This is a genomic window from Streptomyces sp. NBC_00249, assembly GCF_026342355.1.
Lineage (GTDB): Bacteria > Actinomycetota > Actinomycetes > Streptomycetales > Streptomycetaceae > Streptomyces.
The window spans coordinates 737,399-759,882 of record NZ_JAPEMV010000003.1 but is presented as its reverse complement, the minus strand read 5'-3'; the positions used below and the strand labels follow the sequence as shown (position 1 = coordinate 759,882).

Below are 22,484 nucleotides of genomic sequence, written 5' to 3'. Positions count from 1 at the left end.
GTCACTTCCAGTGACGGATAAGACATGGGTTGCGTGGACCGGGGCAAGCGGGCACGAGCACCACCACCGCGGGTGAGCCGCGGTGCCGGAATCGGAGGTACAGCGCGTCGTGTCCGAGCAGACGACCATCCACATCGCCGGGACCTGGCGTTCCGCGGCATCAGGAGCCACCCGAGAGATCCTCGACCCGGCTGACGCCACGGTCCTCGCCGTCGTCGCCGAAGGCGGCATCGCGGACACCGACGCGGCCGTCAGTGCCGCCCGCGCGGCCTTCGACGGCGGGGAGTGGCCCCGGACACCTGTCCTGGAGCGGGCCGCGCTCCTGCGCCGCACCGCCGACCTGCTCCACCGCGACCGCGAACGCCTCGGGCTGCTGGAGAGCCGCGACGCGGGCAAGACCCTGGAGGAGGGCCGCGTGGACGTGGACTGCGTCGCCGCCGCCTTCCGCTACTTCGCCGACCTCGTCGCCGGCGAGAGCGCGGGTCGCGTGGTCGACGCCGGCACCCCCGACGTCCACAGCGTCGTCGTCCACGAGCCCGTCGGGGTCTGCGCCCTGATCACCCCGTGGAACTACCCGCTCCTCCAGGCCTCCTGGAAGATCGCCCCCGCCCTCGCCGCGGGCAACACCTTCGTGCTCAAGCCCAGCGAGATCACCCCGCTGTCCACCGTGGCCCTCATCGGCCTGCTGGCGGAGGCCAGGCTGCCTGCCGGCGTCGCGAACCTGGTCACCGGACCCGGCGACCCCGTCGGCGCGCGCCTCGCCGCCCACCCCGACGTCGACCTCGTCTCCTTCACCGGCGGTCTCACCAGCGGTACGAAGGTGATGCGCGCGGCCGCCGACTCCGTCAAGAAGGTCGCCCTCGAACTCGGCGGCAAGAACCCCAACGTCGTCTTCGCCGACGCCTGCGCCACCGAGGAGGGCTTCGACACCGCCGTCGACCAGGCCCTCAACGCCGCCTTCATGCACAGCGGCCAGGTCTGCTCCGCCGGCTCCCGGCTCATCGTCGAGGAGGGCGTCGCCGAGCGCTTCGTCGCCGAACTCGCCCGCCGGGCCGACCGGATCCGCCTCGGCCGCGGCACCGACCCGGGCGTGGAGTGCGGACCGCTCGTGTCCGCCGCACAGCGCGAACGCACCGAGGAGTACGTGGCCTCCGCCCTCGCCGAGGGAGCCGTACTGCGCTCCGGCGGCGAGCGGCCCGACGGGCCCGGCTACTTCTACCGCCCGACCGTGCTGGACCGCTGCCACCGCGGGATGCGCGTCGTACGGGAGGAGGTCTTCGGGCCGGTCCTGACCGTCGAGACCTTCCGTACCGAGGCCGAGGCCGTCTCGCTCGCCAACGACACCGAGTACGGGCTCGCGGGCGCGGTGTGGACCTCCGACCCGGGTCGCGGCCGCCGCGTGGCGGGCCGGCTGCGCCACGGCACCGTCTGGATCAACGACTTCCACCCGTACCTCCCGCAGGCGGAGTGGGGCGGCTTCGGCAAGTCCGGCACCGGGCGCGAACTGGGCCCGTCGGGCCTGGCCGAGTACCGCGAGACCAAGCACGTGTACCAGAACCTCGCCCCGCGCCCCGTGCGCTGGTTCGCGGGCTGAAGGAGGAGCAGAGCATGACCACCCCCACACCCCCCGTCCCCGTCCCCGCACCCGCGCAGCAGGAGTACGACTACGTCGTCGTCGGCGGCGGCACCGCCGGCTCGGTGATCGCCTCCCGCCTCACCGAGGACCCGGACGTCACCGTCGCCGTCATCGAGGGCGGCCCCAGCGACGTCGACCGCCCCGAAGTCCTCACCCTGCGGCGCTGGATGGGCCTGCTCGGCGGCGAGCTCGACTACGACTACCCCACCACCGAGCAGCCCCGCGGCAACTCGCACATCCGCCACAGCCGCGCCCGCGTCCTCGGCGGCTGCTCCTCGCACAACACCCTCATCGCCTTCAAGCCGCTCCCGTCCGACTGGGACGAGTGGGCGAGGGCGGGGGCCGAGGGCTGGCACGCGTCCGCCATGGAGCCGTACTTCGACCGGCTCCTCAACAACATCGTCCCGGTGGCCGAGAAGGACCGCAACGCCATCGCGCGCGACTTCGTCGACTCCGCGCGGAGCGCCCTGGGCGTCCCGCACGTCGAGGGCTTCAACCGCAAGCCCTTCCACGAGGGCGCCGGCTTCTTCGACCTCGCCTACCACCCCGAGGACAACAAGCGCTCCTCGGCGTCGGTGGCCTACCTCCACCCCGTCATGGACGAACGCCCCAACCTCCGGATCCTCCTGGAGACCTGGGCCCACCGCCTGGAACTCGACGGCACCCGGGTGCGCGGAGTCCACGTACGCGCCTCGGACGGTACGGAGTCCCTGGTCACCGCCCGCCGTGAGGTACTGGTGTGCGCGGGCGCCGTGGACAGCCCGCGGCTGCTGCTGCACTCGGGCATCGGCCCGCGCGCGGACCTGGAAGCCCTCGGCATCCCCCCGGTGCACGACCTGCCCGGCGTGGGGGAGAACCTGCTCGACCACCCCGAGTCGGTGATCGTCTGGGAGACCGACGGCCCGATACCGGAGAACTCCGCGATGGACAGCGACGCGGGGCTGTTCGTCCGGCGCGACCCCGACTCCGCGGGACCCGACCTGATGTTCCACTTCTACCAGGTCCCCTTCACCGACAACCCCGAGCGCATCGGCTACGAGCGCCCCGCGCACGGGGTGTCGATGACCCCCAACATCCCCAAGCCCCGCAGCCGCGGCCGCCTCTACCTGACCAGTGCGGACCCCGAGGTGAAACCGGCCCTGGACTTCCGCTACTTCACGGACGAGGGCGACTACGACGCCCGGACCCTGGTGGACGGCATCAAGCTCGCCCGAGAGATCGCCGCCACCCAGCCGCTCGCCGGCTGGCTCCGGCGAGAAGTGTGCCCCGGCCCGGAGATCACCGGCGACGAGGAGCTGAGCGCCTACGCCCGCTCCGTCGCGCACACCGTCTACCACCCGGCCGGCACCTGCCGCATGGGCGCCGCCGACGACCCCGGCGCCGTCGTGGGCCCGGACCTGAAGATCCGCGGGCTCGAAGGCATCCGCATCGCGGACGCCTCCGTCTTCCCGACGATGCCCGCGGTCAACCCGATGATCGGAGTGCTCATGGTCGGCGAGAAGGCAGCCGAACTGCTGGCCCGCGAAGGCGGTACCCGGTGAACACGACCCCCGCCACCCCTGCCGCCCCCGCCGCTCCCCCCGTCTTCGCCGTGGACGGCCTGTGGAAGGTCTTCGGCCCCGAGAAGGCGGCCGCGAAGGTCCCCGGCTCCGCCGACGCCGGCCTGTCCGCCGCCGAACTGCGCGCACGCACCGGCTGCACCGCAGCCGTCCGTGACGTCACCTTCGACGTCCGCAAGGGCGAGGTCTTCGTCGTGATGGGCCTGTCCGGCTCCGGCAAGTCCACCCTCGTACGCTGCCTCACCCGGCTCATCGAGCCCACCGCCGGAAGCCTGGCCATCGACGGCGAGGACGTCCTCGCCATGGACGCCACCCGGCTGCGCGCCCTGCGCCGCCACCGCGCCGCCATGGTCTTCCAGCACTTCGGCCTGCTCCCCCACCGCACCGTCCTCGACAACGTGGCGTACGGACTGGAGATCCAGGGCGTCGGACGCGGCGACCGCCGGGACAAGGCCGCCGAACTCGTCGCCAAGGTCGGCCTCGAAGGACTGGAGGAGCGGCTCCCCGGCCAGCTCTCCGGCGGCCAGCAGCAGCGTGTCGGCCTGGCCCGCGCCCTCGCCGCCGACCCCGAAGTGCTCCTGTTCGACGAGCCGTTCAGCGCGCTCGACCCCCTCATCCGCCGCGAGATGCAGGAGGAGGTCTCCCGGCTCCACCACGAGGAGGGCCGCACCATGGTCTTCATCACCCACGACCTCGCCGAGGCCCTGCGCCTGGGCGACCGCATCGCGCTGATGCGCGACGGCCGCGTCGTGCAGCTGGGCACGCCCGAGGAGATCGTCGGCTCGCCCGCCGACGACTACGTACGGGACTTCGTCCGCGACGTCCCCCGCGAGCAGGTGCTCACCGTCCGCACCGCGATGCGCCCCGCCACTGCCGGCGAGGCCGAACAGGGACCCGCGCTGGGCCCCGCCACCACCGTGGTCGAGGCCATCGTGGCCGTCGCCCGCAGCGGCGGCCCGGCCCGCGTGGTCGACCGCGGCCGCTGCCTGGGCGTCGTGGACGACGCGGGGCTGCTCGCCGTCGTCGCCGGGCTCCCGGCCACCACCGGACGGGGGGTGGCGGCATGACCTGCCCTGCCCGTCCCGCGGCCCCCGCCCCCGGCGCCCGGAGGTGGTGCGCATGAGCGCGACCCCGGCCCACACCCCGACCGACACCCGTGCCGCCGCCCCTTCGGGGGCCCCGCGGTCCGCCGAACGGCCCGCCGGCCCGCGTCACTCACGTACCGCGTCCGCTGCGCAGGACCGCCCCGGCAGAGCCCTGCCCGGCCTCGCCGGGCGCCGCGGAGTCCTCCTCCCGATGGGCGTCGCCGTCGCCCTGCTGGTCCCGCTCGCCGTGGCCTTCCCGGGTGCCGGCAGCTGGCCCGCGGCCCTGGCCGTCGACCTGTCCGGCCCGCTCGGCCGCGCCGGCGACTGGATCATCGACCACCGCGACAGCCACCCGCTGTTCCTCTACTTCTTCGGCCACATCAGCAACGCCGTCGTGGTCTGCGTCCGCGCCGTGTACGTGCTCCTGCTCGCCGCCGGCTGGACCGGGGTCACCGCCCTGGCCGCCCTGGTGGCCTGGCGCCTCGCCGGCATCCGGCTCGCCCTGACCTGCGCCGCCGCCTTCGCCGCCTGCGGGCTGCTCGGCATGTGGGTGCCGACCATGCAGACCCTCGCGCTGATGGCCGTCGCCGTCGCCGCTTCCGTCGTGCTCGGCTCCCTGCTGGGCCTCGCCGCGGGACTCTCCCGGCGTGCCGACCGCGCCCTGCGCCCCGTACTCGACACCATGCAGATCCTGCCGGCCTTCGCGTACCTGCTGCCGATGGTGCTGGTCTTCGGCATCGGCGTGCCCGCCGCCGTCCTGGCCACCGTGGTCTACGCCGCCCCGCCCATGGCCCGCCTCACCGCCCTCGGCCTGCGCGAGGCCGACGCGGGCGTCATGGAGGCCGCCGCCTCGCTGGGCGCCACCGGACGCCAGCGACTGCTGACCGCCCGCCTCCCGCTCGCACGCCGGCAGCTCCTGCTCGGCGTCAACCAAGCCATCATGACGGGCCTGTCCATGGCCGTCATCGCCTCCGTGATCGGCGCGGGCGGCCTCGGCGACCGCGTCTACCAGGCCCTCGCCTCCGTGGACGTCGGCGCCGCCCTGGCCGCGGGCATCCCGATCGTGCTGCTCGCCGTGGTACTGGACCGCACCGCCGACGCCGCGGGCCGCCGGATCGGGGCCACCGTGCCCGTCGGTGAACAGCACCTGCTGCGCCGGGTGTTCTCGGGCTGGTACGGCCGCCTGCTCACCCTCCTCGCGGCGGTGGCCGCCGCCGTCGTCGGCCGCATGGCCGGCAGCTCCCTGTGGCCCGAGTCCTGGACCGTCTCCCTGGCCGCCCCGGTGAACTCGGCCGTCGCCTGGATGACCGACCACCTCTACTCGGGCGTACCCCTCGTCGGCGGCACCGCCGACTGGGCCGCCCGCTTCACCGGCTGGATCCTCGACCCGCTGCGCAGCGGACTCCAGGCCGCTCCCTGGTGGCTGCTCCTGCTCCTGGCCTGCGCGCTCGCCCTGCTCGCGGGCACCTGGCGCACCGCGCTCACCGCGGTGCTCGCCCTGGGCGCCGTCGGCGTGCTCGGCGTGTGGGAAGCCTCCCTGGACACGCTCTCCCAGGTCCTGGCCGCCGTGGCGGTCACCCTCGTACTGGGCTTCGCGATCGCCGTGGGCGCCGCCCGCAGCGCCCGCGCCGAGCGGCTGCTACGGCCCGTCCTCGACGTGTGCCAGACCCTGCCGCAGTTCGTCTACCTCATTCCCGTGGTCGCGCTGTTCGGCGTCGGCCGCGCACCGGCCGCCGCGGCCGCCGTGGTGTACGCGCTCCCGGCCGTCGTCCGGATCACCGTCCAGGGCCTGCGCGAGGTGGACCCGACCGTCGTGGAATCCGCCCGCTCGCTCGGCGCGACCCGTGCGCAGCTGCTACGGCAGGTCCAACTGCCGCTGGCGCGGCCCGCGTTGCTGCTGGCCGTCAACCAGGCCGTGGTTCTGGTCCTCGCCGTCGTCATCATCGGCGGCCTGGTCGGCGGCGGTGCGCTCGGCTACGACGTCGTCCTCGGCCTCGCCCAGGGCGACCTGGCCACCGGCCTGGTGGCGGGCGCCGCGATCGTCTGCCTCGGCCTGTTCCTCGACCGCGTCACCCAGCCCGTGAAGGAGGCCTGACATGCGCGACGCACACCACCGCGGCCCCGGCCGGCGCGCCGCCGCCGTCCTCGCCGCCGCGACCGGACTCATCGTCCTCACCGGCTGCGGGGCCGCCGACATGACCCGCCAGTCCTCCCCGTACGCCGCCGCCGAGGGCGCGAAGACGGTCACGCTTTCGGTCCAGTCGTGGGTCGGCGCCCAGTCGAACACGGCCGTCGCCGCCTACCTCCTCGAACACGAGCTGGGCTACCGGGTGGACACCGTCCAGGTCGACGAGGTCCCCGCCTGGGACGCCCTCAGCCAGGGCCGCGTCGACGCGATCCTGGAGGACTGGGGCCACCCCGAGCAGGAGAAGCGGTACGTGGAGGGCAAGAAGACCATCACCCCCGGCGGGGACCTGGGAGTGACGGGCCACATCGGCTGGTTCGTCCCCACGTACTTCGCCGAGGCCCATCCCGACGTCACCGACTGGAAGAACCTCGACAAGTACGCGGACCAGCTGCGCACCCCCGAGAGCCGCGGCAAGGGCCAGCTGATGGACGGCTCCCCCTCCTACGTCACGAACGACAAGGCACTGGTGAAGAACCTGGGCCTGGATTTCGAAGTGGTCTTCGCCGGCTCCGAGGCGGCCCAGATCACCCAGATCAAGCAGTTCGCCAAGGAGCACAAGCCCTTCCTGACGTACTGGTACGAGCCGCAGTGGCTCTTCGAGCGCGTCCCGATGACCGAGGTGAAACTCCCCGAGTACACCGAGGGCTGCGCGGACGACCCGCAGAAGGTGGCCTGCGCCTACCCGCACACACCGCTCCAGAAGTACCTGAACACGCGCTTCGCGGAGTCGGGCGGAAAGGCAGCCGACTTCCTGAAGAAGCTCCACTGGACCAAGGCGCAGCAGAACGAGGTGTCCCTGATGATCGCCGAGGAGAAGCTGTCGCCGCAGCAGGCGGCGAAGAAGTGGGTGGAGCGCAACGAGAACGTGTGGAAGCCCTGGGTGCAGTGACCAGCCCCCGCCGCCGCCCACTACCGCCATGAGAGGCCGCTTCCGGCGCGTAGCCCCGTGGTGCGCGCACCGACACGCTACCGTCGCACTTCGTCCCGGTTTGTCTAGCTCGAGGATGATGTGCGTTGCGTCGTCTCACGGTTGCTCTCGCCCTGCTCGCCACCCTCGCCTCCGGCTCCCACCTCGGCTCGCAAGCCGTCTCGGCCGAGAACGGAGCGCCCGGCAAGGGCCGGGGTACGAACATCCTCGTCGTCGGCATCGACAGCCGCGCCGGCCTCTCCGCCGCCGAGAAACGACGGCTGCACGTGGGCGGCAAGGGGTGCAACTGCACCGACGTGATGATGCTCGTCCACTTGTCCGAGGACGAACGGCGCGCGAGTGTCGTCTCCATCCCGCGCGACTCCTACGTCGAATACGCCACCGCCGCCGGTGCCACGGGCCCGGCCCGCCGCGGCAAGATCAACGGTGCGTACGCGGCCGGCGGGGGCCCGCTGACCGTACGCACCGTCGAGAAGGCCACCGGCCTGCACATCGACCACTTCCTGGAAACCGGCTTCACCGGCTTCGAACAGGCCGTCGACAACCTCGGTGGCGCGACCGTGTGCACCGACAAGCCCCTCACGGACGAGAACTCCGGACTCGACATCACGGCGGGCACCCACCGCACCGACGGGAACACGACGCTGCGCTACGTCCGGGCCCGGCACGTCAGCAACCGGCCCGGGGACCTCGGCCGCGTCCGCCGCCAGCAGCGCACGGTCGCCGGCCTGCTGGCCAGACTCACCACCGAGAAGGCCCTCGCCGACCCCGCGAGCACGGCGCGCACCGCCCGCGCGCTGTTGAAGTCCGTCCGCTCCGACGACCGTACGGACCTGCGCGACCTGGTCCGCATCGGCTGGGCACTCGGCCGCCTGCGGGCGGACCGGACGGAGTTCGCGACCGTCCCGATCCAGGACTTCGACCATCGCGTCCCCGGCGTGGGCTCCACCCTGCTCTGGCACGAGGCCCGCGCGCACGCACTGTGGGACGCCCTGGGTGCCGACCGCCCGATCACCGGCGACGCCCGCATTCAGCCCGCCCCGGAGGCCCCGGCCACTACCAACCCGGCCGGGATCGCGGTCCGCGTGGACGACGCGGCCGTCGCGACGGCCCTGCGGAGAGACCAGTTCGTCGTCACCGACAGGTCGGCGTCCGCACCCGCGGTACGTCCTGCCGGCCCCCCGGTCATCACCTACCCGGCCGGCCGTGACGAGGACGCCGCCACGCTCGCGGTCGCCCTGCCCGGCGCCCGTCTGCGTGCCGTCCCGAAGACCGACGCGTTCTTCGACGTCACCGTCGGCACCCGACCCGTCCTGGTCAAGACCGTCAGCTACGACCGGAACCGCGCCGACGGCGCCCCCGTGACCGCCGGCCACCTCGGCTGCACCGGCACACCGGTACCGCCGGCCGCGGCGGGCCCGGCCCACCCGGACCTCACCGACCGGAAGTAGAGGTCCGTCGAGAGCGGCTACCGCTGCTCTCCCGGCAGCTTCAGCGAGACGAGACCGCCGGCCAGCGCCGTGACCGCGACGAGCATCGCGGTCACGGCGATGGCGTGTCCCGAAGCGTTCGGGGTGTGGTTGCCGGCGGCGCTCAGATACACGCTGCCGTACGCCGCGATGCCGAGCGCCTGCGCGATCTGGGCCGAGGTGGTCATCACGCCACTGGCGTCCGCCACGTCGGCCGGCTTGACCTTGGCGAGCGAGACGGTCAGCAGCGGGCTGGTGACGTACCCCATGCCGATGCCGACGACCAGTTGGAGCAGCGGCAGGGCGAATCCACCGTGCCCGTTCGAGCGCATGTCGAAGCCGATGCCGGCGTATCCGAGCGCCGCGACCGCGCACCCTGTGGCGATCAGCGGCCGGTGGAGCCGTTCCGGCACCTTCTGCCAGGTGAGGCTGCCGGTCGCCACGCCGAGGGCGAGCGGTGCGAAGACGAGGCCGGTGCGGGTCGCCGACTCGCCGAGCCCGGACTGCATGTGCTGGGAGAAGGAGAACAGGAAACCGGCGTACCCGGCCATCGCGAAGAACATCGCGGTCGCGGCGGGGACCAGCCCGGGCGTCTTCAGCACCCTGCCCGGCACCAGGGGCGCACCGCCCCGACGTGCGACCGCCCGCTCGACGAGGGCGAAGCCCACGAGCACGGGGACGGACGCGACGAGGGAGATCTGCATCCACAGGGGCCACCGCTGCTCGTGGCCCATCACCAGCGGGACGACCAGCAGAAGCAGGGCCACGGTCAAGGTGATCAGGCCCGGGAGGTCCAAGCCCTTGGAGCCGGCCGGCTTGCCGTGCGGCAGCAGACGCAGTCCGGCGATGACGAGTACGAGGCCGATCGGCACGTTGATCAGGAACACCGGGCGCCAGCCGCTGCCGAAGAGGTCGGCGCTGACCAGCAGCCCGCCGGCGACCTGGCCGACGACCACGCCGAGGCCGATGGTCGCCGCGTACAGGCTCAACGCCCGGGCGCGGGCCGCGCCTTCGAACCGGAGCTGGATCAAGCTGTAGACCTGAGGCATCGTCATGGCCGCGCCGATGCCTTGCACCAGGCGGGCGCCGATCAGGACGGCGGAGTCGGGAGCGAGACCGCAGGCGAGCGAGGCCGCGGTGAACGTGATGAGCCCGAACAGGAACATGGAGCGGAAGCCGTTGCGGGCGCCGAGGCGGGCACCGGTGACCAGCAGGGTGGCGTACGCGACGGTGTAGCCGGAGACGACCAGTTGGAGCGCCGAGCCGGTCGTGTCGAGGTCGGCGCCGATGGTCGGGGCCGCGATGTTGACGATGGTCGAGTCGAGCAGGGCCATGAAGACGGCGCCCAGCATGACGGCCAGCATGCGGTTGTCGTGACGGTGGTGTGCTGCCGTGTCCGGAGCCGGCGGCGGGTTCGCTCCGGGTTCCGCCATGGCCATGGCAGCCCGGTTCTGTGTCGTCTCGTTCATGACGGCGATGATCCTGGTGGTGAGAAACGGGTACCAGACATCCGGTTATCCCGGTACCGGGGGTACCCGGCTACGGCGTGAAGGCGTCCCGCACACTGGGACGGTGACGCACGACGAACACCCGGCCGCCGCGGGCGACCAGGCACACAGACGCTCCGAACTGGGGGCGTTCCTCAGACTCCGGCGTGAACGGATCACCCCGCAGGACGTGGGCATCTCGCACGGCACGCGGCGGCGTACGCCGGGGCTGCGGCGCGAGGAGGTCGCGCAGCTCTCCGGGATCGGCGTCGCCTGGTACACGTGGCTGGAGCAGGGGCGGCGCATCAACCCGAGCGTGCAGGTTCTGGACGCGATCGCGCGGACGCTGAAGCTCGACCGGACGGAACGGGACCACCTGTACCGGCTCGCGGACGTGCCCAGCGTGCCGTTGGCCGCGCCGGGGCGGGATCCGCAGCCGCCGGAGAACCAGACGATCCTGGATGCGCTGACCCCGCTGCCGGCGAGCATCGTGAGCGCGCGGTACGACCTGCTCGCCTTCAACGACGCGTACGCGGCGCTCGATCCGGCCCTCGTGCTGTTGCCGGAGGCGGAGCGCAACATCATGTGGCATCTGTTCACGGTCGGGCGGCATCTGCAGCCACTGGTGGAGTGGGAGCGGGAGACGTCCTTCATGGTGGCTCAGTTGCGGTCGGCGTCGGGGCGGCGGCTGGGGGATCCGCACTGGACCGAGTTCATCCGGAAGCTGTCGCGGACGAGCCCGCAGTTCGCGGAGATGTGGGCGAGGCACGAGGTGGCCGCCCCGGACACGCGGCGGAAGTCGTTCTGGACGGTGGACGGGGAGCTGCTCGAGGTGACCACGACGGCATTCGCGGTCGCGTCATCGCCGGACGTGAAGATGTGGATCTATACGCCGGAGGACGCGAGGACGCAGCGGCTGCTCGGGGAGCAGGTGGAGCGGTACCGGAGGGTCGGCGCGGCGCAGATGCTGCGGCAGGGAGCGCGGACGGGTCTGCCTGCCTGAGGCCCCTCCGCCGGCGTGGCCTCAGGCGACGTCATCCAGGGGGAGGCCGGCCCACCGCCCGCTCGGTACGGCGATGTTGCGCTGTGGATGAAAAGCTTTGGCCGTCGATCAGTGCCGAGGCTAGCTTTGCCGCCATGCGCGAGTTGATCACTACCGACCGTCGGACGCTGGCTGTGGAGGAATGGGGCGACCCCACCGGGACACCGGTCGTCTACCTGCACGGCAGCCCGATGAGCCGACTGGCCCGATACCCGGACGATTCCCTGTTCCACGAGCTCGGCGTCCGGCTGATCACCTACGACCGGCCCGGGTTCGGGGGCTCCACGCCCAGGCCGGGGCGCCGGGTCGTCGATGCCGCCGACGACGTGGCCGCCATCACCACGGCACTCGGCCTGCACCGCTTCGCGGTGTTCGGGGTGTCCGGGGGCGGCCCGCACGCCCTGGCTTTCGCTGCCCGGTATCCCGAGCGGGTGACACGGCTGGGTGCGCTGGCGAGCCTGGCGCCGCGTGACGCGGCCGGGCTGGACTGGACCGCCGGCATGAGCGAGGGAAACCGCCACAGCGCCGCTGTGGCGTTGACCGGGAGGGAGGCCGTCACGGAACACCTCGCGAACATCGGAACCGCCGATTTCCCGCCCCTCCCGGACATTGAACAGGCGGTCCTCTCCCGGCCGGAGATCAGCGCGATGATCGGCCCGGCCTTCGCCGAAGCGGTCCGGCCGGGGCTGGACGGCTGGGTGGACGACGTCACCGCGCTCTTCGGCACGGCGTGGGGGTTCGACCCGGCGGACATCACCGTCCCGGCGCGGATCTGGCACGGCGGCCTCGACACCCTGGTGCCCCCTGCGCACGGCGAGTGGCTCGCCTCACGCATGCCGACCGCGACGATGATCAGGCAGGCCGATGCCGGACACGGCGGCCACTTCGACGCCACCCCCGCGATGCTCACCTGGCTGGTCGGCGACGTCAACTCCGGGTCCCACGCTCCCGGAAGCTGACCTCGGGATCACGAGTGGGGCGGTCGCGCTGAGCGACGTGACCGCCCTGCCGCTCTCCCGCTGCCGCCTTCTGGCGGCAGTCCGGAGGATCTACACGCCGATGACAGCGGCCGCAATGGGCAACGGCGGCAGAAGGTCCGGTTGTTCAGGCGAGGGCTGGTGCGGGAGCGGGAGCGGGCAGGTAGGGGGTGATGTTGCGCCAGGCGCGCTCGATGTATTCCTCCTTCTCGCCGACCGGGGCGACATAGTGCAGCGCGTCTTCGGCAGCGTCGTTGCCCTGGAGGCGGGCGATGATCCAGGCGGCGAGGTAGTGCGAAGCCAGGCAGCCACCGGCGGTGGCGATGTTGTCCTTGGCGTAGAAGGGCTGGTTCAGCACCTCGACGCCGGCGGCGACGACCCAGGGCTTGGTGATCAGGTCGGTGCAGGCGGGGACGTCGTTCAGCAGCCCGAGCCTCGCCAGTACGAGCGCGCCGGAGCACTGCGCCGCGATGAGCTGGCGCGAGGGGTCCAGGCGGCGAAGGGTGTCCATGATCGCCGGGTCTTCGACGACCTCGCGGGTCGCGATGCCACTGCCGACGATGACGGCGTCGGCGGCGCACGCGTCCTCAAGGGTGGACATCTGCTCGATGACCACCCCGTTCATCGACGTCACCTTGGGAGTGGGGGTGGCGATGGTGACGCGCCAGTCGTCGGTCTTGATGCGGTTGAGCACACCGAGCGCGATCAGGGAGTCGAGCTCGTTGTAGCCCTCGAAGGTGAGGATGGCGATGTGCACGGTGGCGGTCCTTCCGGCGGGGTGGGTACTGACGGTAAGGACCCCCGAACAGGACAGTCAAAGAATTGTCATGCATACAATCCGGTGCATGGCAGCCCCGCGGTACAAGACGCTGGTCGACGCGCTCGCATCCGACATCCGGAGCGGGCGGCTCACCGCGGGCGTGCGGCTGCCCACGCACCGCGGGCTCGCCGCCCGTGAGGGCATCGCCGTGGTGACCGCGACGCGCGTGTACGCCGAGCTGGAAGCGATGGGGCTGGTGAGCCGGGAACAGGGCCGCGGCACGTTCGTGCGCGACCTCGCGGTGCCCTCCGGTCACGGCATCGACCAGCAGGTCGTCGCCAAGGACACGGTCGACCTCAACTTCAACTATCCGTCGCTGCCCGGGCAGGCCGATCTCCTTCGGCAGGCCCTGCGGGACGTGGCCACCTCTGGTGATCTCGACACGCTCCTGCGCTACCAGCCGCATGCAGGGCGTCCCCAGGACAGAGCCTCGATCGCACGGCACCTGCGGCGTCGGGGAATCACCACTGACGCGGATCGGATCCTCGTCGTCAACGGTGCGCAGCACGGCCTGGCCGTCACCGTCATGGCCACGCTCAACGCCGGCGACGTCGTCGCGGTCGACGCACTCACCTACCCGGGCTTCAAGGTGCTCGCGCATGCCTACCATCTCGACCTGGCACCCGTCCCCGCAACCGCCGACGGGCCGGATCTCGATGCCCTCGAGAAGCTGTGCGCGACCCGCCCGGTGCGCGCGGTCTACACCATGCCCACCTTGCACAACCCGCTCGGCTGGGTCATGCCGGCAACGGACCGGAACCGCCTGATCAGGATCGCTCGACAGCACGGTTCGCTCATCATCGAAGACGCCTCCTACGCCTACTTGGTCGAGGACCCTCCACCGCCGCTGGCCGCCACCGCGCCGGACATCACCGTCTACGTCTCGGGGCTGTCCAAGAGCGTCGCCACCGGTCTCCGGGTCGGTTTCGTCGTCGCCCCGCCGTCCGCGGTGCCGTCGGTCGAACGCGCGATCCGGGCGACCACCTGGAACACCCCGGCCCTCACCGCCGCGATCGCCTGCCGATGGCTCGAGGACGGCACGGTGGATCACCTGGAAGCGCAGAAGCGGGACGACGCCGGGGCCCGCCAAGCACTCGCCGGACGAGAGCTGGCCGGTCTCCCCTTCGTCAGCCACCCCTCGTCCTACTTCACCTGGCTGCCGCTGCCCGACGACGCACGCGCCGATCGCCTGACCGCTACCCTCGCGCGCCGGCACATCTCGGTAGCCACGGCCGAGCCGTTCTCCACCTCGGTCCACACACCGCAGGCGATCCGCCTCGCACTGGGCTCGACCAGCCTGGACAGTCTCCGGTCGACCCTGCGAACGGTGCGCCAGGTCGTTGTCGAGGACGCCTGCGCCTGAACTCCCTTCGGCCGGGCGGTTCCTGCCCGCACCGGCCTCTGCGTTCGAAGGCCGCCGGCGCGGGGCAGAGCGGCTGGGCCCGTCGTTAAATGCCTCGACATCGGTCGCGGTGATCGGGGAGGCTTCGCGCGATGACCAGAATCGACGACACACCTCCCGCGTGGGACGAGCGCACCCAGCTCGCCACGTTCCTCGACTACACACGTGACACCGCCCGCGCCAAGTGTGAGGGCGTGTCCGCGGAGAACGCCCGCAAGGCCCTGTTGCCGGGCTCACCGCTGATGACCATGAGCGGAGTGATCAACCACCTCCGCTGGGTCGAGTACTACTGGTTCCAGGTGGTCTTCCTCGGCGAGGAGGACCAGGGCCCCTGGACGGAGGAGGATCCCGACCGCGAGATGCGCATCGCCGTCGACTTCCCGCTCGCGCAGCTGCTCGACGAATACGCCGAACAGAGCGCCCGCTACCGCGAACTGGTCGCCGGGCTCGGCCTGGACGACCAGGCCGAGCGAGCCGTCCGCGACGGTCTCCACGTCGACCTGCGCTGGATCCTCCTCCACCTCACCGAGGAGACGGCCCGCCACAACGGCCACCTGGACATCCTGCGCGAGATGCTCGACGGCGCGACCGGCGGCTAGATCCGGCGGCGAGCACGGGCGGTTGATATCCGCCGCGCTCGGGTGGACGTCACGACGCTGCCGCGGTCGCTGCCCCGGCCGTGCGCCGCGCCAGCGCGTCGGAGGTCCTGACCGTGATGTACAGCGAGGCCGCCAGGGCCAGGACGAGGACGGCGCCCATGCCGAAGACGCTGCCGCTCGACACGGCCGGGGGGCTGCCCGCCTCGGAACGGGCCGAGCCGCCGAGGAAGGGGACGACGGCCAGGACGGCGATGCCGAGGGCCACCTCGGCCCAGACCACCTTCGGGAAGTGGCTCAGGGTCAGGTGCAGGAGCGAGGACGTGGCGTCGTCGCGGCGGGCCCGGACGATGCGGGGCATCAGCCAGAACTGGTTGACACCGCCTGCCGTGACCATGCCGAGGACCAGCAGGATCTTGACGAGCAGGAAGAGTCCGTAGGTCGTCGTCCAGAGCTGGCTGATGGAGCCGACGTGCTTCCAGCTCATCCAGAGGCCGGAGGTGAACACCGCGCCGACACAGATCAGGGCGACGAAGGCGAAGCGGTTCCAGATGTCTGCCCACAGTGCGCCCGCTCCCCCGCTCAGGCGGCCGCGGGCACCGGTGAGGACGGCGAGCAGGACCAGGCCGCCGACCCAGACCACGCCGCTGACGATGTGGGTCTGGGTGAACACGAGGTCCAGCCACTTGTCCGCGTCCTTCGGCTTGGTGGCCGGAACCGCGGCGACGAGCGTCACCGCGAGCGTCAGGGGCAGGGCGGTCAGCGCGAGGGCGTTCAGGTGCCGACGTGCCCGGGGAACGAACAGCGAGATCAAGGCGGCGGACGCGAGGAGCAGTACGAGGTTCTGGACCAGGTAGATCGTGCCCTGCGCGACCCACGCCCCCTTCGCGGCCGGCGCCGTCAAGAAGTCCCAGATCCGTCCCGGTGCGAGAGCGTCGCCGAACGGCATCCCCTTGCCGGCCCTCGCCAGGCGGCCGGCCAGCTGGAAGTACCCTGCGACCAGCAACACCACCCCTGCCCAGGCGAGGTAGCCGGCCGTTCTTCGTCTCATGACGTCGACGTCACCGCTGTCGTTCTCCGGTGCGCGCAGTGCGGGGCGGATGGAGGCCGCGTAGGTCACGGTGGCGCCGATGGCTCCGGAAAGGCCGATGAAGTAGCCGGACTTGGTGAGGATGCGCCACAGCGGAGGCATGGTGTAGCCGGCCTCGGCGGCCAGAGATATGGAAATCATAAGGGCAGGCTAACCTAAGTCACCGCTCACTCCCAGTCGCCATGCACATGATCACCGAAACGGCCGTTCCGGGCCGCCGCCGCCCCTGCCTGTGGCTAGGGCTGGGCCAGTTCGCGGACCGTGGCCATATCGCTGAAGGGGAGCAGTTCCTCTCCGACGATCTGGTGTGGTTCGCTGCCCTTGCCGGCGATCAGGACGGTGTCGTCGGGGCCTGCCGCGGACAGGGCGAAGGCGATCGCCTGGCGGCGGTCGGCGTAGCGGCGGAAGGGGGTGCCGGTCGCCGTGAGGCCGGGGGCGACCTGGTCGAGGATGGCCTCGGGGTCCTCGTTGCGGGGGTTGTCCGAGGTCAGGACGCAGAGGTCGGAATGGGTGCCGGCGATCCGGCCCATCTCGGCCCGCTTGGTGGTGTCGCGGTCCCCGCCGCAGCCGAAGACCGTGATCACCCGGCCGCGGGCGAAGCCCCGGATGGTGGTCAGGACCTTGTCCAGGGAGTCCGGCGAGTGGGCGTAGTCCACGATCACCGACGTGCCCAGCGGGGTCCGGAAGCGCTCCAGTCGGCCCGGGACCGGCGGCATCCGGTCGAGCGCGTCGACCAGGGGGCCCAGCTCGTGCCCCAGCACGTGGCAGGCCGCCACGGTGGCCAGCGCGTTGGCCACCGAGAACCGGCCGGGGACGGGGATCGAGGCCGGGTAGGCGCGTCCGTCGTGATGGAGGGTGAACCGCGTACCCGAGGCACTCACCACGAGGTCGGTGGCCCGGTAGTCAGCGGGGCGGTCCAGGGCGTACGTGGTCACCGCGCCCGGCATCATCGCCACGATGGACGCGCCCACCGGGTCGTCGGCGTTGACCACCGCACGCCGGCACAGGCCCTGGAAGAGCCGCAGCTTGGCGTCCCGGTAGTCCGCCATCGTGCCGTGGTCGTCCAGGTGGTCCTGCGTCAGGTTGGTGAAGACCCCGACGTCGATGAACGTACGGTCCACCCGGTGCGTCAGCAGCGCCATCGAGGTGGCCTCCAGCACCACGCCGGCGGCCCCGCGGTCGCGCATGTGCCCGAGCAGGTACTGCAGGTCGGGAGATTCCGGCGTGGTCAGCACCGAGGGCGGCATGGGGATCGGCTCGTCGCCGATCCTGCTTCCGGCGGTGCCGATCACCCCGACCCTGGAGCCCTCGGCGATCCTCAGGACGGACTCGATCATGTACGAGACCGAGGTCTTCCCGTTGGTGCCGGTGATCGCCACCATGTCCATCTGCCGCCCTGGCTCGCCGAAGTAACGGGAGGTCACCACCGCGGCGGCCGTCCGCGTGTCGGGTACCCGGACGGCGCAGGTGCCCAGGGGCCACCCCGCGGCCGGCAGGCCTGCTTCGTTGCCGTCGACGAGTACGGCGACGGCGCCCCGGGCCAGGGCGGGCGAGACGGAGCCGGGGCCGCCTTCCCGGTGTCCGGGTACGGCGATGAAGAGCGAGCCCGGCGTCACCCGGTCGGCGTCGAAGGTGGTTCCCGCGGTGATCAGCGTCGTGTCCGGATCACCCTGGAGAACGTGGTGCTCCTGCCCGGCCAGCAATTCGCTCAGCTTCACAATGATCCCTTCGAGGGGGCGCGGGCCCGGGCGTGCGGCCGTAGCCAGGCGGCAGCGCCGGCGGCATGCCGGGAAGCTGCTGTGGTGATGTGGAGCGGAGGAGCCGGAGGCGCGAAGCGCTAGCCGTGGCCGTGCAGGGCGGTACGGCGGGTCTCGGGCACCGCTGCGCAGGCCGTGTCGGCCGGGTCGACGACGGTCGGAACCCCGGCGGCCGGGCACATCCCGAAAGCGGCCTGCTGCAGGCACTGCTTCGAGGAACGTGTGCGACCCATGGGCCGAGTGTACGGCCCACCCGGCCGCCGGCGGTCCCGGTCGGGATGCATGGCGGGAGGCGGTGGTTCAGGTGGAGGCTGAGGGCTGGATGCCGAAGTTCGGGCCCCGTACGATTCCTAGCTGCCGACGCCGCTGATCCACCACTCCGCGAGAGGACAATCGCCCCATGTGGTCTTCCATAGTCGCCGTAGTCGGCACCCTCGCCGGCGTCCTGACCGCCGGACTCCTCCAACAACGCGCCGCCCGTACCGCCCGCGCCGAGGACCGTGCCGATGCCCGCCGTCAGGAGAAGCTCGCGGCGGTCACGGATCTCGCCGCCGCGCTGGACGCCCACCGGTCGGCGATGTTCCACCGGGAGCGCCTGGCCATGACCGACACTCCCGACGGCCCCGCCGACCCCGAGGCGCGGCTCGCCGCCCAGACGACCTCCCACGACACCCGTGCGGCGATCACCGCGCCCCTGGTCCGGCTCCTGGTCCTGGTGCCCGAACTGGCCGCTCCCGCGCAGGGCGCGGCCGAAGCCACGTACGCCCTGCGCAACGCCGGTACCACCCCGGAGCTGAACGCCCTGCGCCGGGCCGCGAAGGCCGCCTCGCTCGCCTTCGTCACCTCGGCCGCCGCGCTGCTCACCCCCGACCACCGTTGATGCCCGCAGGGCATCAGGTCGGGTGGCGTCCGTTCGCGCTCAGGCGAGGCCCCGCCGTTCGCCGTTCGCCCTCCGTTCCAGACCTTGCCTCACCTATCGATATTCGATAGATTCCCATCGTGAGTCGATGGAAGGATGGGTCATGGGAAAGCTGACAGTGGGTGCGCTGCGCGCCGTGCTCGCGGTGGTGTTCGCCGGCACCGCGTTCGTGCAGGCGGGGATGGTGTGGGTGTTGGTCAGCGGGAACGACCCGGAGGACGGGTCGATGCCGCTGACCCCGCTGCGCGTGCTCACGATCCTGGGCATGGTGTCGGTCCAGGTCGCCCTGGTCTGCGTATGGCGGCTGGTGACGATGGTGCGGCGCGGAACCGTGTTCTCCCACGCCGCCTTCCGGTACGTGGACATCGTGATCGGCTCGATCGTGGCGGCTTCCCTCGTGTGGTTCGCGGTCACGGCCGTCAACGCGCCGGGCCAGCGGGAAGACCCGGGCGTCACCGTCATCATGGGCGGGGTCGGCCTGGCCATCCTGGGGGTCGCGCTCATCGTGCTCGTGCTGCGGACGCTGCTCGCCCAGGCCGTCGCGCGCGACGTCGAGGCGGCGCACATGCAGGCCGAGCTGGACGAGGTGATCTGATGCCGATCGCCGTCGACATCGACGTGATGCTGGCCAAGCGGAAGATGTCCGTGGGCGAGCTCGCGGAGCGCGTAGGGATCACTCCCGCCAACCTGGCGGTACTCAAGAACGGCCGCGCCAAGGCGGTGCGCTTCGCGACGCTCGCCGCGCTGTGCGAGGTGCTCGGCTGCCAGCCGGGCGACCTGCTGCGCTGGGAGCCCGAGGACGCCACGGGCGGATGACGGGGCGGCTTTCAGCCGTCGTGCCCGGCACCGCGATCGGGTGCGCTCATGTCGCCCGTCGCGGGAGTGCCGTCGGCGAGCCCGTAGCGCAGGTAGACGGTGCCCTTCGGGCCGGCTGCCGGCGGTTCCAGGAGTGTGACGTTCGTGGGCACCGCGCCGTCGTCGAACACCTTCTTCCCGACGCCGAGCACGATCGGGTGCACCCAGAGGTCGAGACGGTCGAAGAGCTTCTCGCGCAGGAGGGTCTGCACCAGGTTCAGGCTCCCGACGACCTTCACGTGCTCGTGCCGGTCACGGATCTCGCGCACCGCCTCGGCGAGGTCCGGGCCGAGCTGCGTGGACCCGGCCCACGAGAGGTCGGGCCTGCCGCGGGAGGCCACGTACTTCGGGACGCTGTTGAAGAGGGTGGCGATCTCGTTGTCCTGGCCGCCCTCCTGGTGCGGCCAGTACGCGGCGAAGATGTCGTACGTCCTCCGGCCGAGGAGCAGGGCGTCCGTGCCCTCGTACGCGGCCCCGACCTGCGCCCCGGCGACCTCGTCCAGCAGGGGTGCCTGCCAGCCGCCGAACGGGAAGCCCACCGGATCCTCGTCGGGCCCGCCGGGCGCCTGCCCGACGAGGTCGAGGGTTGCGAACAGCTCGATGTGGATGAGGCCCATGGCTTGCTCCCGATGAGTTGGTTACCCCTTCTGAAGGTAGACCTCTGGGCGCCGGCGAACTCATCGCTCCGGGCGTCTGCCCGCCGGCACCGCGGCGAGGAGTCCGGGAAGCGGGCGTCGAGATCGGTGCGGCGCCGGGCGACACCCGTAGTATGAAGATCACTTCGATGTTTCGGGAAAAGCGAAATGATCTAGGGGGAGATCGTGCCCGTGCTCGCCACCTTTGCCCGCGTCTACGTCGACGACCTGGAGGCGGCGCTGCCGACCTTCGTCGAGCTGACCGGTGAGCAGCCACGCCTGCGGTTCACCTACCGCGGCCTGAACCTCGCGAGCATCGGCGGCTATCTGCTGCTGGCGGGGTCAGAGGAAGCCCTCGCCCCTTACCGCGGCACGCACGCCACCGCGATCGTCGAGTCCGTGGACCACGTCCTGCGCATCACCGAGCAGCACGGCGGCGAGGTCCTCGACGGTCCCAACGAGGTGCCCACCGGCCGGAATCTGACCGTGCGGCACCCCGGCGGCGCGACCATCGAGTACGTGGAGTTCCACGCGGCCGCACGCTCAACCTTCTCGTAGTCCGGCTCTTCCTGCTCGTGGTGGTGGCGCGGGCGGTGGTGGGGCGGCGCCTGCTCGGGGTGGTGCGCATCGCCACCCGGCACGGACTCGGGCCGTACCTGCGAGGGCGGCGCCGCGCGCCCGGGACTGCAGCCTCTTGGTGTTCTCCGCCGCCATCGTGCTCCGTACCGTCCATGTCACCAGTCGGCCCATGGAATGAACTGCATTCTGGCTGTCCTGATTGAGGAGGGTGTGTGATGACCAGCAGCGCCGCCCCGTCCGGGGATGAGATCCGCCCGTTCCGCATCGACGTTCCGCAAGCCGACCTCGACGACCTGAAGGACCGCCTGGCCCGGACCCGCTGGTCCGCCGGGCCGGCCGGCGCAGGCTGGGAGCGGGGGGTTCCGGTGGGCTACCTGCGGGAGCTGGCCGCCTACTGGGCGACCTCCTACGACTGGCGCAAGCACGAGGCCCACCTGAACCAGTTCCCGCAGTTCACCACCACCGTGGACGACGCCGACCTGCACTTCCTGCACCTGCGGTCCCCGCACCCCGGGGCCACCCCGCTGCTGCTGATCCACGGCTGGCCCGGCTCGATCGTCGAGTTCCTCGACCTGACCGGCCCGCTCACCGACCCCACCGCGCACGGCGGCGACGCCGCCGACGCCTTCCACCTGGTGATCCCCTCGCTCCCCGGATTCGGCTTCTCCGGCCCGCTGACCGCCACCGGGTGGACCGACGGCCGTGTCGCGGCCGCCCTCGCCGAGCTGATGGCACGCCTCGGCTACGACCGGTACGGCGTACAGGGAGGCGATCTGGGCGCGTTCATCGGTCCGCTGGTCGGCCGGGCCGCCCCCGACCACGTGATCGGCGTACACGCCAACAACCTGGTCACCTTCCCCACCGGCGACCCCGCCGACACGGCCGCCCTCACCGAGGCCGAACAGGCCCGGCTGAAGGAGGCGAAGCGCTGGCAGGGGGAGCTGGGCGGCTACATGCAGCTGCAGGGCACCCGCCCGCAGACCATCGCCGCCGCTCTCAACGACAGCCCGGCCGGGCAGCTCGCCTGGATCGTCGAGAAGTTCAAGGACTGGACCGACCCCGCCGCCGACCTGCCCGAGGACGCCGTCGACCGCGACCGGCTGCTCACCGACATCAGCATCTACTGGTTCACCGACACCGCCACCTCGGTCGCCAACTCCTACTACGAACGCTTCAACGACCCCGGCATGTGGGCGCCCAAGCCCCGGGGCACCGTCCCCACCGGCGTCGCCGTGTTCACCACCGACACGTCCATCCGCGCCTTCGCCGACAAGGCGCACAACGTCATCCACTGGACCGAGTTCGACCGGGGCGGCCACTTCCCCGCCCTCGAGGTCCCCGAGCTCCTCACCGCGGACATCCGCGCCTTCTACCGCGCACTGCGGTAACCCGAACCGCCCCGCCCCCGGCTCGATGTCGGGGGCGGGAGGGCGTGCCCGGGCTTTCCGCGGACACCGCCG

21 protein-coding genes are annotated in these 22,484 nt (G+C 71.8%); 15 read left to right on the top strand and 6 right to left on the bottom strand.

Annotated elements, in window-relative coordinates:
- The first annotated feature begins 109 nt into the window (after positions 1 to 109).
- The 6 genes from OOK31_RS17370 (at position 110) to OOK31_RS17345 (ending at position 8,847) form a co-directional block, all read left to right on the top strand.
- On the top strand, positions 110 to 1,594 hold the full coding sequence (locus OOK31_RS17370) for an aldehyde dehydrogenase family protein (RefSeq protein ID WP_267088141.1): 1,485 nt from the start codon (positions 110 to 112) through the stop codon (positions 1,592 to 1,594).
- Between the two features lie 14 nt (positions 1,595 to 1,608).
- The gene (locus OOK31_RS17365; protein ID WP_267088140.1) at positions 1,609 to 3,177 is read left to right on the top strand and encodes a GMC family oxidoreductase; all 1,569 of its coding nucleotides are present in this window, start codon (positions 1,609 to 1,611) and stop codon (positions 3,175 to 3,177) included.
- Positions 3,174 to 4,262: a glycine betaine/L-proline ABC transporter ATP-binding protein gene (locus OOK31_RS17360; RefSeq protein ID WP_267088139.1), complete on the top strand. Its 1,089-nt coding sequence runs from the start codon at positions 3,174 to 3,176 to the stop codon at positions 4,260 to 4,262. The genes OOK31_RS17365 and OOK31_RS17360 overlap by 4 nt, the downstream gene beginning before the upstream one ends.
- 52 nt (positions 4,263 to 4,314) lie before the next feature.
- Positions 4,315 to 6,375 (top strand): ABC transporter permease subunit, encoded by a 2,061-nt coding sequence (locus OOK31_RS17355; protein WP_267088138.1) that lies wholly within the window; start codon positions 4,315 to 4,317, stop codon positions 6,373 to 6,375.
- A gap of 100 nt (positions 6,376 to 6,475) precedes the next feature.
- A complete protein-coding gene (locus OOK31_RS17350; RefSeq protein ID WP_267088310.1) occupies positions 6,476 to 7,357 on the top strand; it encodes an ABC transporter substrate-binding protein in 882 nt (293 codons plus the stop codon).
- A 125-nt stretch (positions 7,358 to 7,482) separates the two neighbouring features.
- Positions 7,483 to 8,847, top strand: coding sequence for an LCP family protein (locus tag OOK31_RS17345; protein WP_267088137.1), 1,365 nt, complete (start codon positions 7,483 to 7,485; stop codon positions 8,845 to 8,847).
- Between the two features lie 17 nt (positions 8,848 to 8,864).
- Here OOK31_RS17345 and OOK31_RS17340 read toward each other — a convergent pair whose 3' ends face one another.
- The gene (locus tag OOK31_RS17340; protein ID WP_267088136.1) at positions 8,865 to 10,334 is read right to left on the bottom strand and encodes an MFS transporter; all 1,470 of its coding nucleotides are present in this window, start codon (positions 10,332 to 10,334) and stop codon (positions 8,865 to 8,867) included.
- A 103-nt stretch (positions 10,335 to 10,437) separates the two neighbouring features.
- Between OOK31_RS17340 and OOK31_RS17335 the strand changes: the two genes are divergently transcribed.
- Positions 10,438 to 11,355 carry a helix-turn-helix transcriptional regulator gene (locus tag OOK31_RS17335; protein WP_267088135.1) on the top strand — a complete coding sequence of 306 codons (918 nt, stop codon included), beginning with the start codon at positions 10,438 to 10,440 and terminating at the stop codon, positions 11,353 to 11,355.
- 134 nt (positions 11,356 to 11,489) lie between these two features.
- On the top strand, positions 11,490 to 12,353 hold the full coding sequence (locus tag OOK31_RS17330; protein WP_267088134.1) for an alpha/beta fold hydrolase: 864 nt from the start codon (positions 11,490 to 11,492) through the stop codon (positions 12,351 to 12,353).
- Between the two features lie 145 nt (positions 12,354 to 12,498).
- On the opposite strand, the gene OOK31_RS17325 is transcribed toward OOK31_RS17330, so the two are convergent.
- Entirely contained in the window at positions 12,499 to 13,128 is a 630-nt protein-coding gene (locus tag OOK31_RS17325) for a DJ-1/PfpI family protein (protein WP_267088133.1), read from the bottom strand.
- Between the two features lie 88 nt (positions 13,129 to 13,216).
- Here OOK31_RS17325 and OOK31_RS17320 point away from each other — a divergent pair, with 88 nt between their 5' ends.
- A complete protein-coding gene (locus tag OOK31_RS17320; RefSeq protein WP_267088132.1) occupies positions 13,217 to 14,554 on the top strand; it encodes a PLP-dependent aminotransferase family protein in 1,338 nt (445 codons plus the stop codon).
- 131 nt (positions 14,555 to 14,685) lie between these two features.
- Positions 14,686 to 15,192 carry a DinB family protein gene (locus OOK31_RS17315; RefSeq protein WP_267088131.1) on the top strand — a complete coding sequence of 169 codons (507 nt, stop codon included), beginning with the start codon at positions 14,686 to 14,688 and terminating at the stop codon, positions 15,190 to 15,192.
- A 49-nt stretch (positions 15,193 to 15,241) separates the two neighbouring features.
- Here the strand turns inward: OOK31_RS17315 and OOK31_RS17310 are convergent, their stop codons facing one another.
- The 3 genes from OOK31_RS17310 to OOK31_RS17300 all read right to left on the bottom strand — a co-directional run bounded on the left by OOK31_RS17310 (position 15,242) and on the right by OOK31_RS17300 (position 18,269).
- Positions 15,242 to 16,420, bottom strand: coding sequence for a copper resistance D family protein (locus OOK31_RS17310; protein WP_267088130.1), 1,179 nt, complete (start codon positions 16,418 to 16,420; stop codon positions 15,242 to 15,244).
- Between the two features lie 95 nt (positions 16,421 to 16,515).
- Complete coding sequence (locus OOK31_RS17305) at positions 16,516 to 17,997, bottom strand: UDP-N-acetylmuramoyl-L-alanyl-D-glutamate--2,6-diaminopimelate ligase (RefSeq protein WP_267088129.1); 1,482 nt, start codon at positions 17,995 to 17,997, stop codon at positions 16,516 to 16,518.
- A gap of 119 nt (positions 17,998 to 18,116) precedes the next feature.
- Entirely contained in the window at positions 18,117 to 18,269 is a 153-nt protein-coding gene (locus tag OOK31_RS17300) for a hypothetical protein (RefSeq protein ID WP_267088128.1), read from the bottom strand.
- 167 nt (positions 18,270 to 18,436) lie between these two features.
- On the opposite strand from OOK31_RS17300, the gene OOK31_RS17295 reads away from it, so the two are divergent.
- From OOK31_RS17295 to OOK31_RS17285, 3 genes are all read left to right on the top strand, one after another.
- A complete protein-coding gene (locus OOK31_RS17295; protein ID WP_267088127.1) occupies positions 18,437 to 18,916 on the top strand; it encodes a protein kilB in 480 nt (159 codons plus the stop codon).
- Positions 18,917 to 19,058: 142 nt separating this feature from the next.
- Entirely contained in the window at positions 19,059 to 19,550 is a 492-nt protein-coding gene (locus OOK31_RS17290) for a DUF2975 domain-containing protein (protein ID WP_267088126.1), read from the top strand.
- Positions 19,550 to 19,771, top strand: a complete 222-nt coding sequence (locus OOK31_RS17285; RefSeq protein ID WP_267088125.1) for a helix-turn-helix transcriptional regulator — start codon at positions 19,550 to 19,552, stop codon at positions 19,769 to 19,771. The genes OOK31_RS17290 and OOK31_RS17285 overlap by 1 nt, the downstream gene beginning before the upstream one ends.
- 11 nt (positions 19,772 to 19,782) lie before the next feature.
- Here the strand turns inward: OOK31_RS17285 and OOK31_RS17280 are convergent, their stop codons facing one another.
- The gene (locus tag OOK31_RS17280) at positions 19,783 to 20,427 is read right to left on the bottom strand and encodes a dihydrofolate reductase family protein (RefSeq protein ID WP_267088124.1); all 645 of its coding nucleotides are present in this window, start codon (positions 20,425 to 20,427) and stop codon (positions 19,783 to 19,785) included.
- Positions 20,428 to 20,637: 210 nt separating this feature from the next.
- Here OOK31_RS17280 and OOK31_RS17275 point away from each other — a divergent pair, with 210 nt between their 5' ends.
- Both OOK31_RS17275 and OOK31_RS17270 read left to right on the top strand, forming a co-directional pair.
- A complete protein-coding gene (locus OOK31_RS17275) occupies positions 20,638 to 21,003 on the top strand; it encodes a hypothetical protein (RefSeq protein ID WP_267088123.1) in 366 nt (121 codons plus the stop codon).
- A gap of 236 nt (positions 21,004 to 21,239) precedes the next feature.
- Positions 21,240 to 22,412, top strand: coding sequence for an epoxide hydrolase family protein (locus OOK31_RS17270; protein ID WP_267088122.1), 1,173 nt, complete (start codon positions 21,240 to 21,242; stop codon positions 22,410 to 22,412).
- Positions 22,413 to 22,484: the final 72 nt, after the last annotated feature.

What these genes read in the sequence shown, in the direction of transcription:
- OOK31_RS17365 (WP_267088140.1), top strand. Translation starts at nt 1,609, where the DNA reads ATGACCACCCCCACACCCCCCGTCCCCGTCCCCGCACCCGCGCAGCAG.
- OOK31_RS17355 (WP_267088138.1), top strand. Translation starts at nt 4,315, where the DNA reads ATGAGCGCGACCCCGGCCCACACCCCGACCGACACCCGTGCCGCCGCC.
- OOK31_RS17350 (WP_267088310.1), top strand. Translation starts at nt 6,476, where the DNA reads ATGACCCGCCAGTCCTCCCCGTACGCCGCCGCCGAGGGCGCGAAGACG.
- OOK31_RS17340 (WP_267088136.1), bottom strand. Translation starts at nt 10,334, where the DNA reads ATGAACGAGACGACACAGAACCGGGCTGCCATGGCCATGGCGGAACCC.
- OOK31_RS17330 (WP_267088134.1), top strand. Translation starts at nt 11,490, where the DNA reads ATGCGCGAGTTGATCACTACCGACCGTCGGACGCTGGCTGTGGAGGAA.
- OOK31_RS17320 (WP_267088132.1), top strand. Translation starts at nt 13,217, where the DNA reads ATGGCAGCCCCGCGGTACAAGACGCTGGTCGACGCGCTCGCATCCGAC.
- OOK31_RS17315 (WP_267088131.1), top strand. Translation starts at nt 14,686, where the DNA reads ATGACCAGAATCGACGACACACCTCCCGCGTGGGACGAGCGCACCCAG.
- OOK31_RS17310 (WP_267088130.1), bottom strand. Translation starts at nt 16,420, where the DNA reads ATGATTTCCATATCTCTGGCCGCCGAGGCCGGCTACACCATGCCTCCG.
- OOK31_RS17300 (WP_267088128.1), bottom strand. Translation starts at nt 18,269, where the DNA reads ATGGGTCGCACACGTTCCTCGAAGCAGTGCCTGCAGCAGGCCGCTTTC.
- OOK31_RS17295 (WP_267088127.1), top strand. Translation starts at nt 18,437, where the DNA reads ATGTGGTCTTCCATAGTCGCCGTAGTCGGCACCCTCGCCGGCGTCCTG.
- OOK31_RS17290 (WP_267088126.1), top strand. Translation starts at nt 19,059, where the DNA reads ATGGGAAAGCTGACAGTGGGTGCGCTGCGCGCCGTGCTCGCGGTGGTG.
- OOK31_RS17285 (WP_267088125.1), top strand. Translation starts at nt 19,550, where the DNA reads ATGCCGATCGCCGTCGACATCGACGTGATGCTGGCCAAGCGGAAGATG.
- OOK31_RS17280 (WP_267088124.1), bottom strand. Translation starts at nt 20,427, where the DNA reads ATGGGCCTCATCCACATCGAGCTGTTCGCAACCCTCGACCTCGTCGGG.
- OOK31_RS17270 (WP_267088122.1), top strand. Translation starts at nt 21,240, where the DNA reads ATGACCAGCAGCGCCGCCCCGTCCGGGGATGAGATCCGCCCGTTCCGC.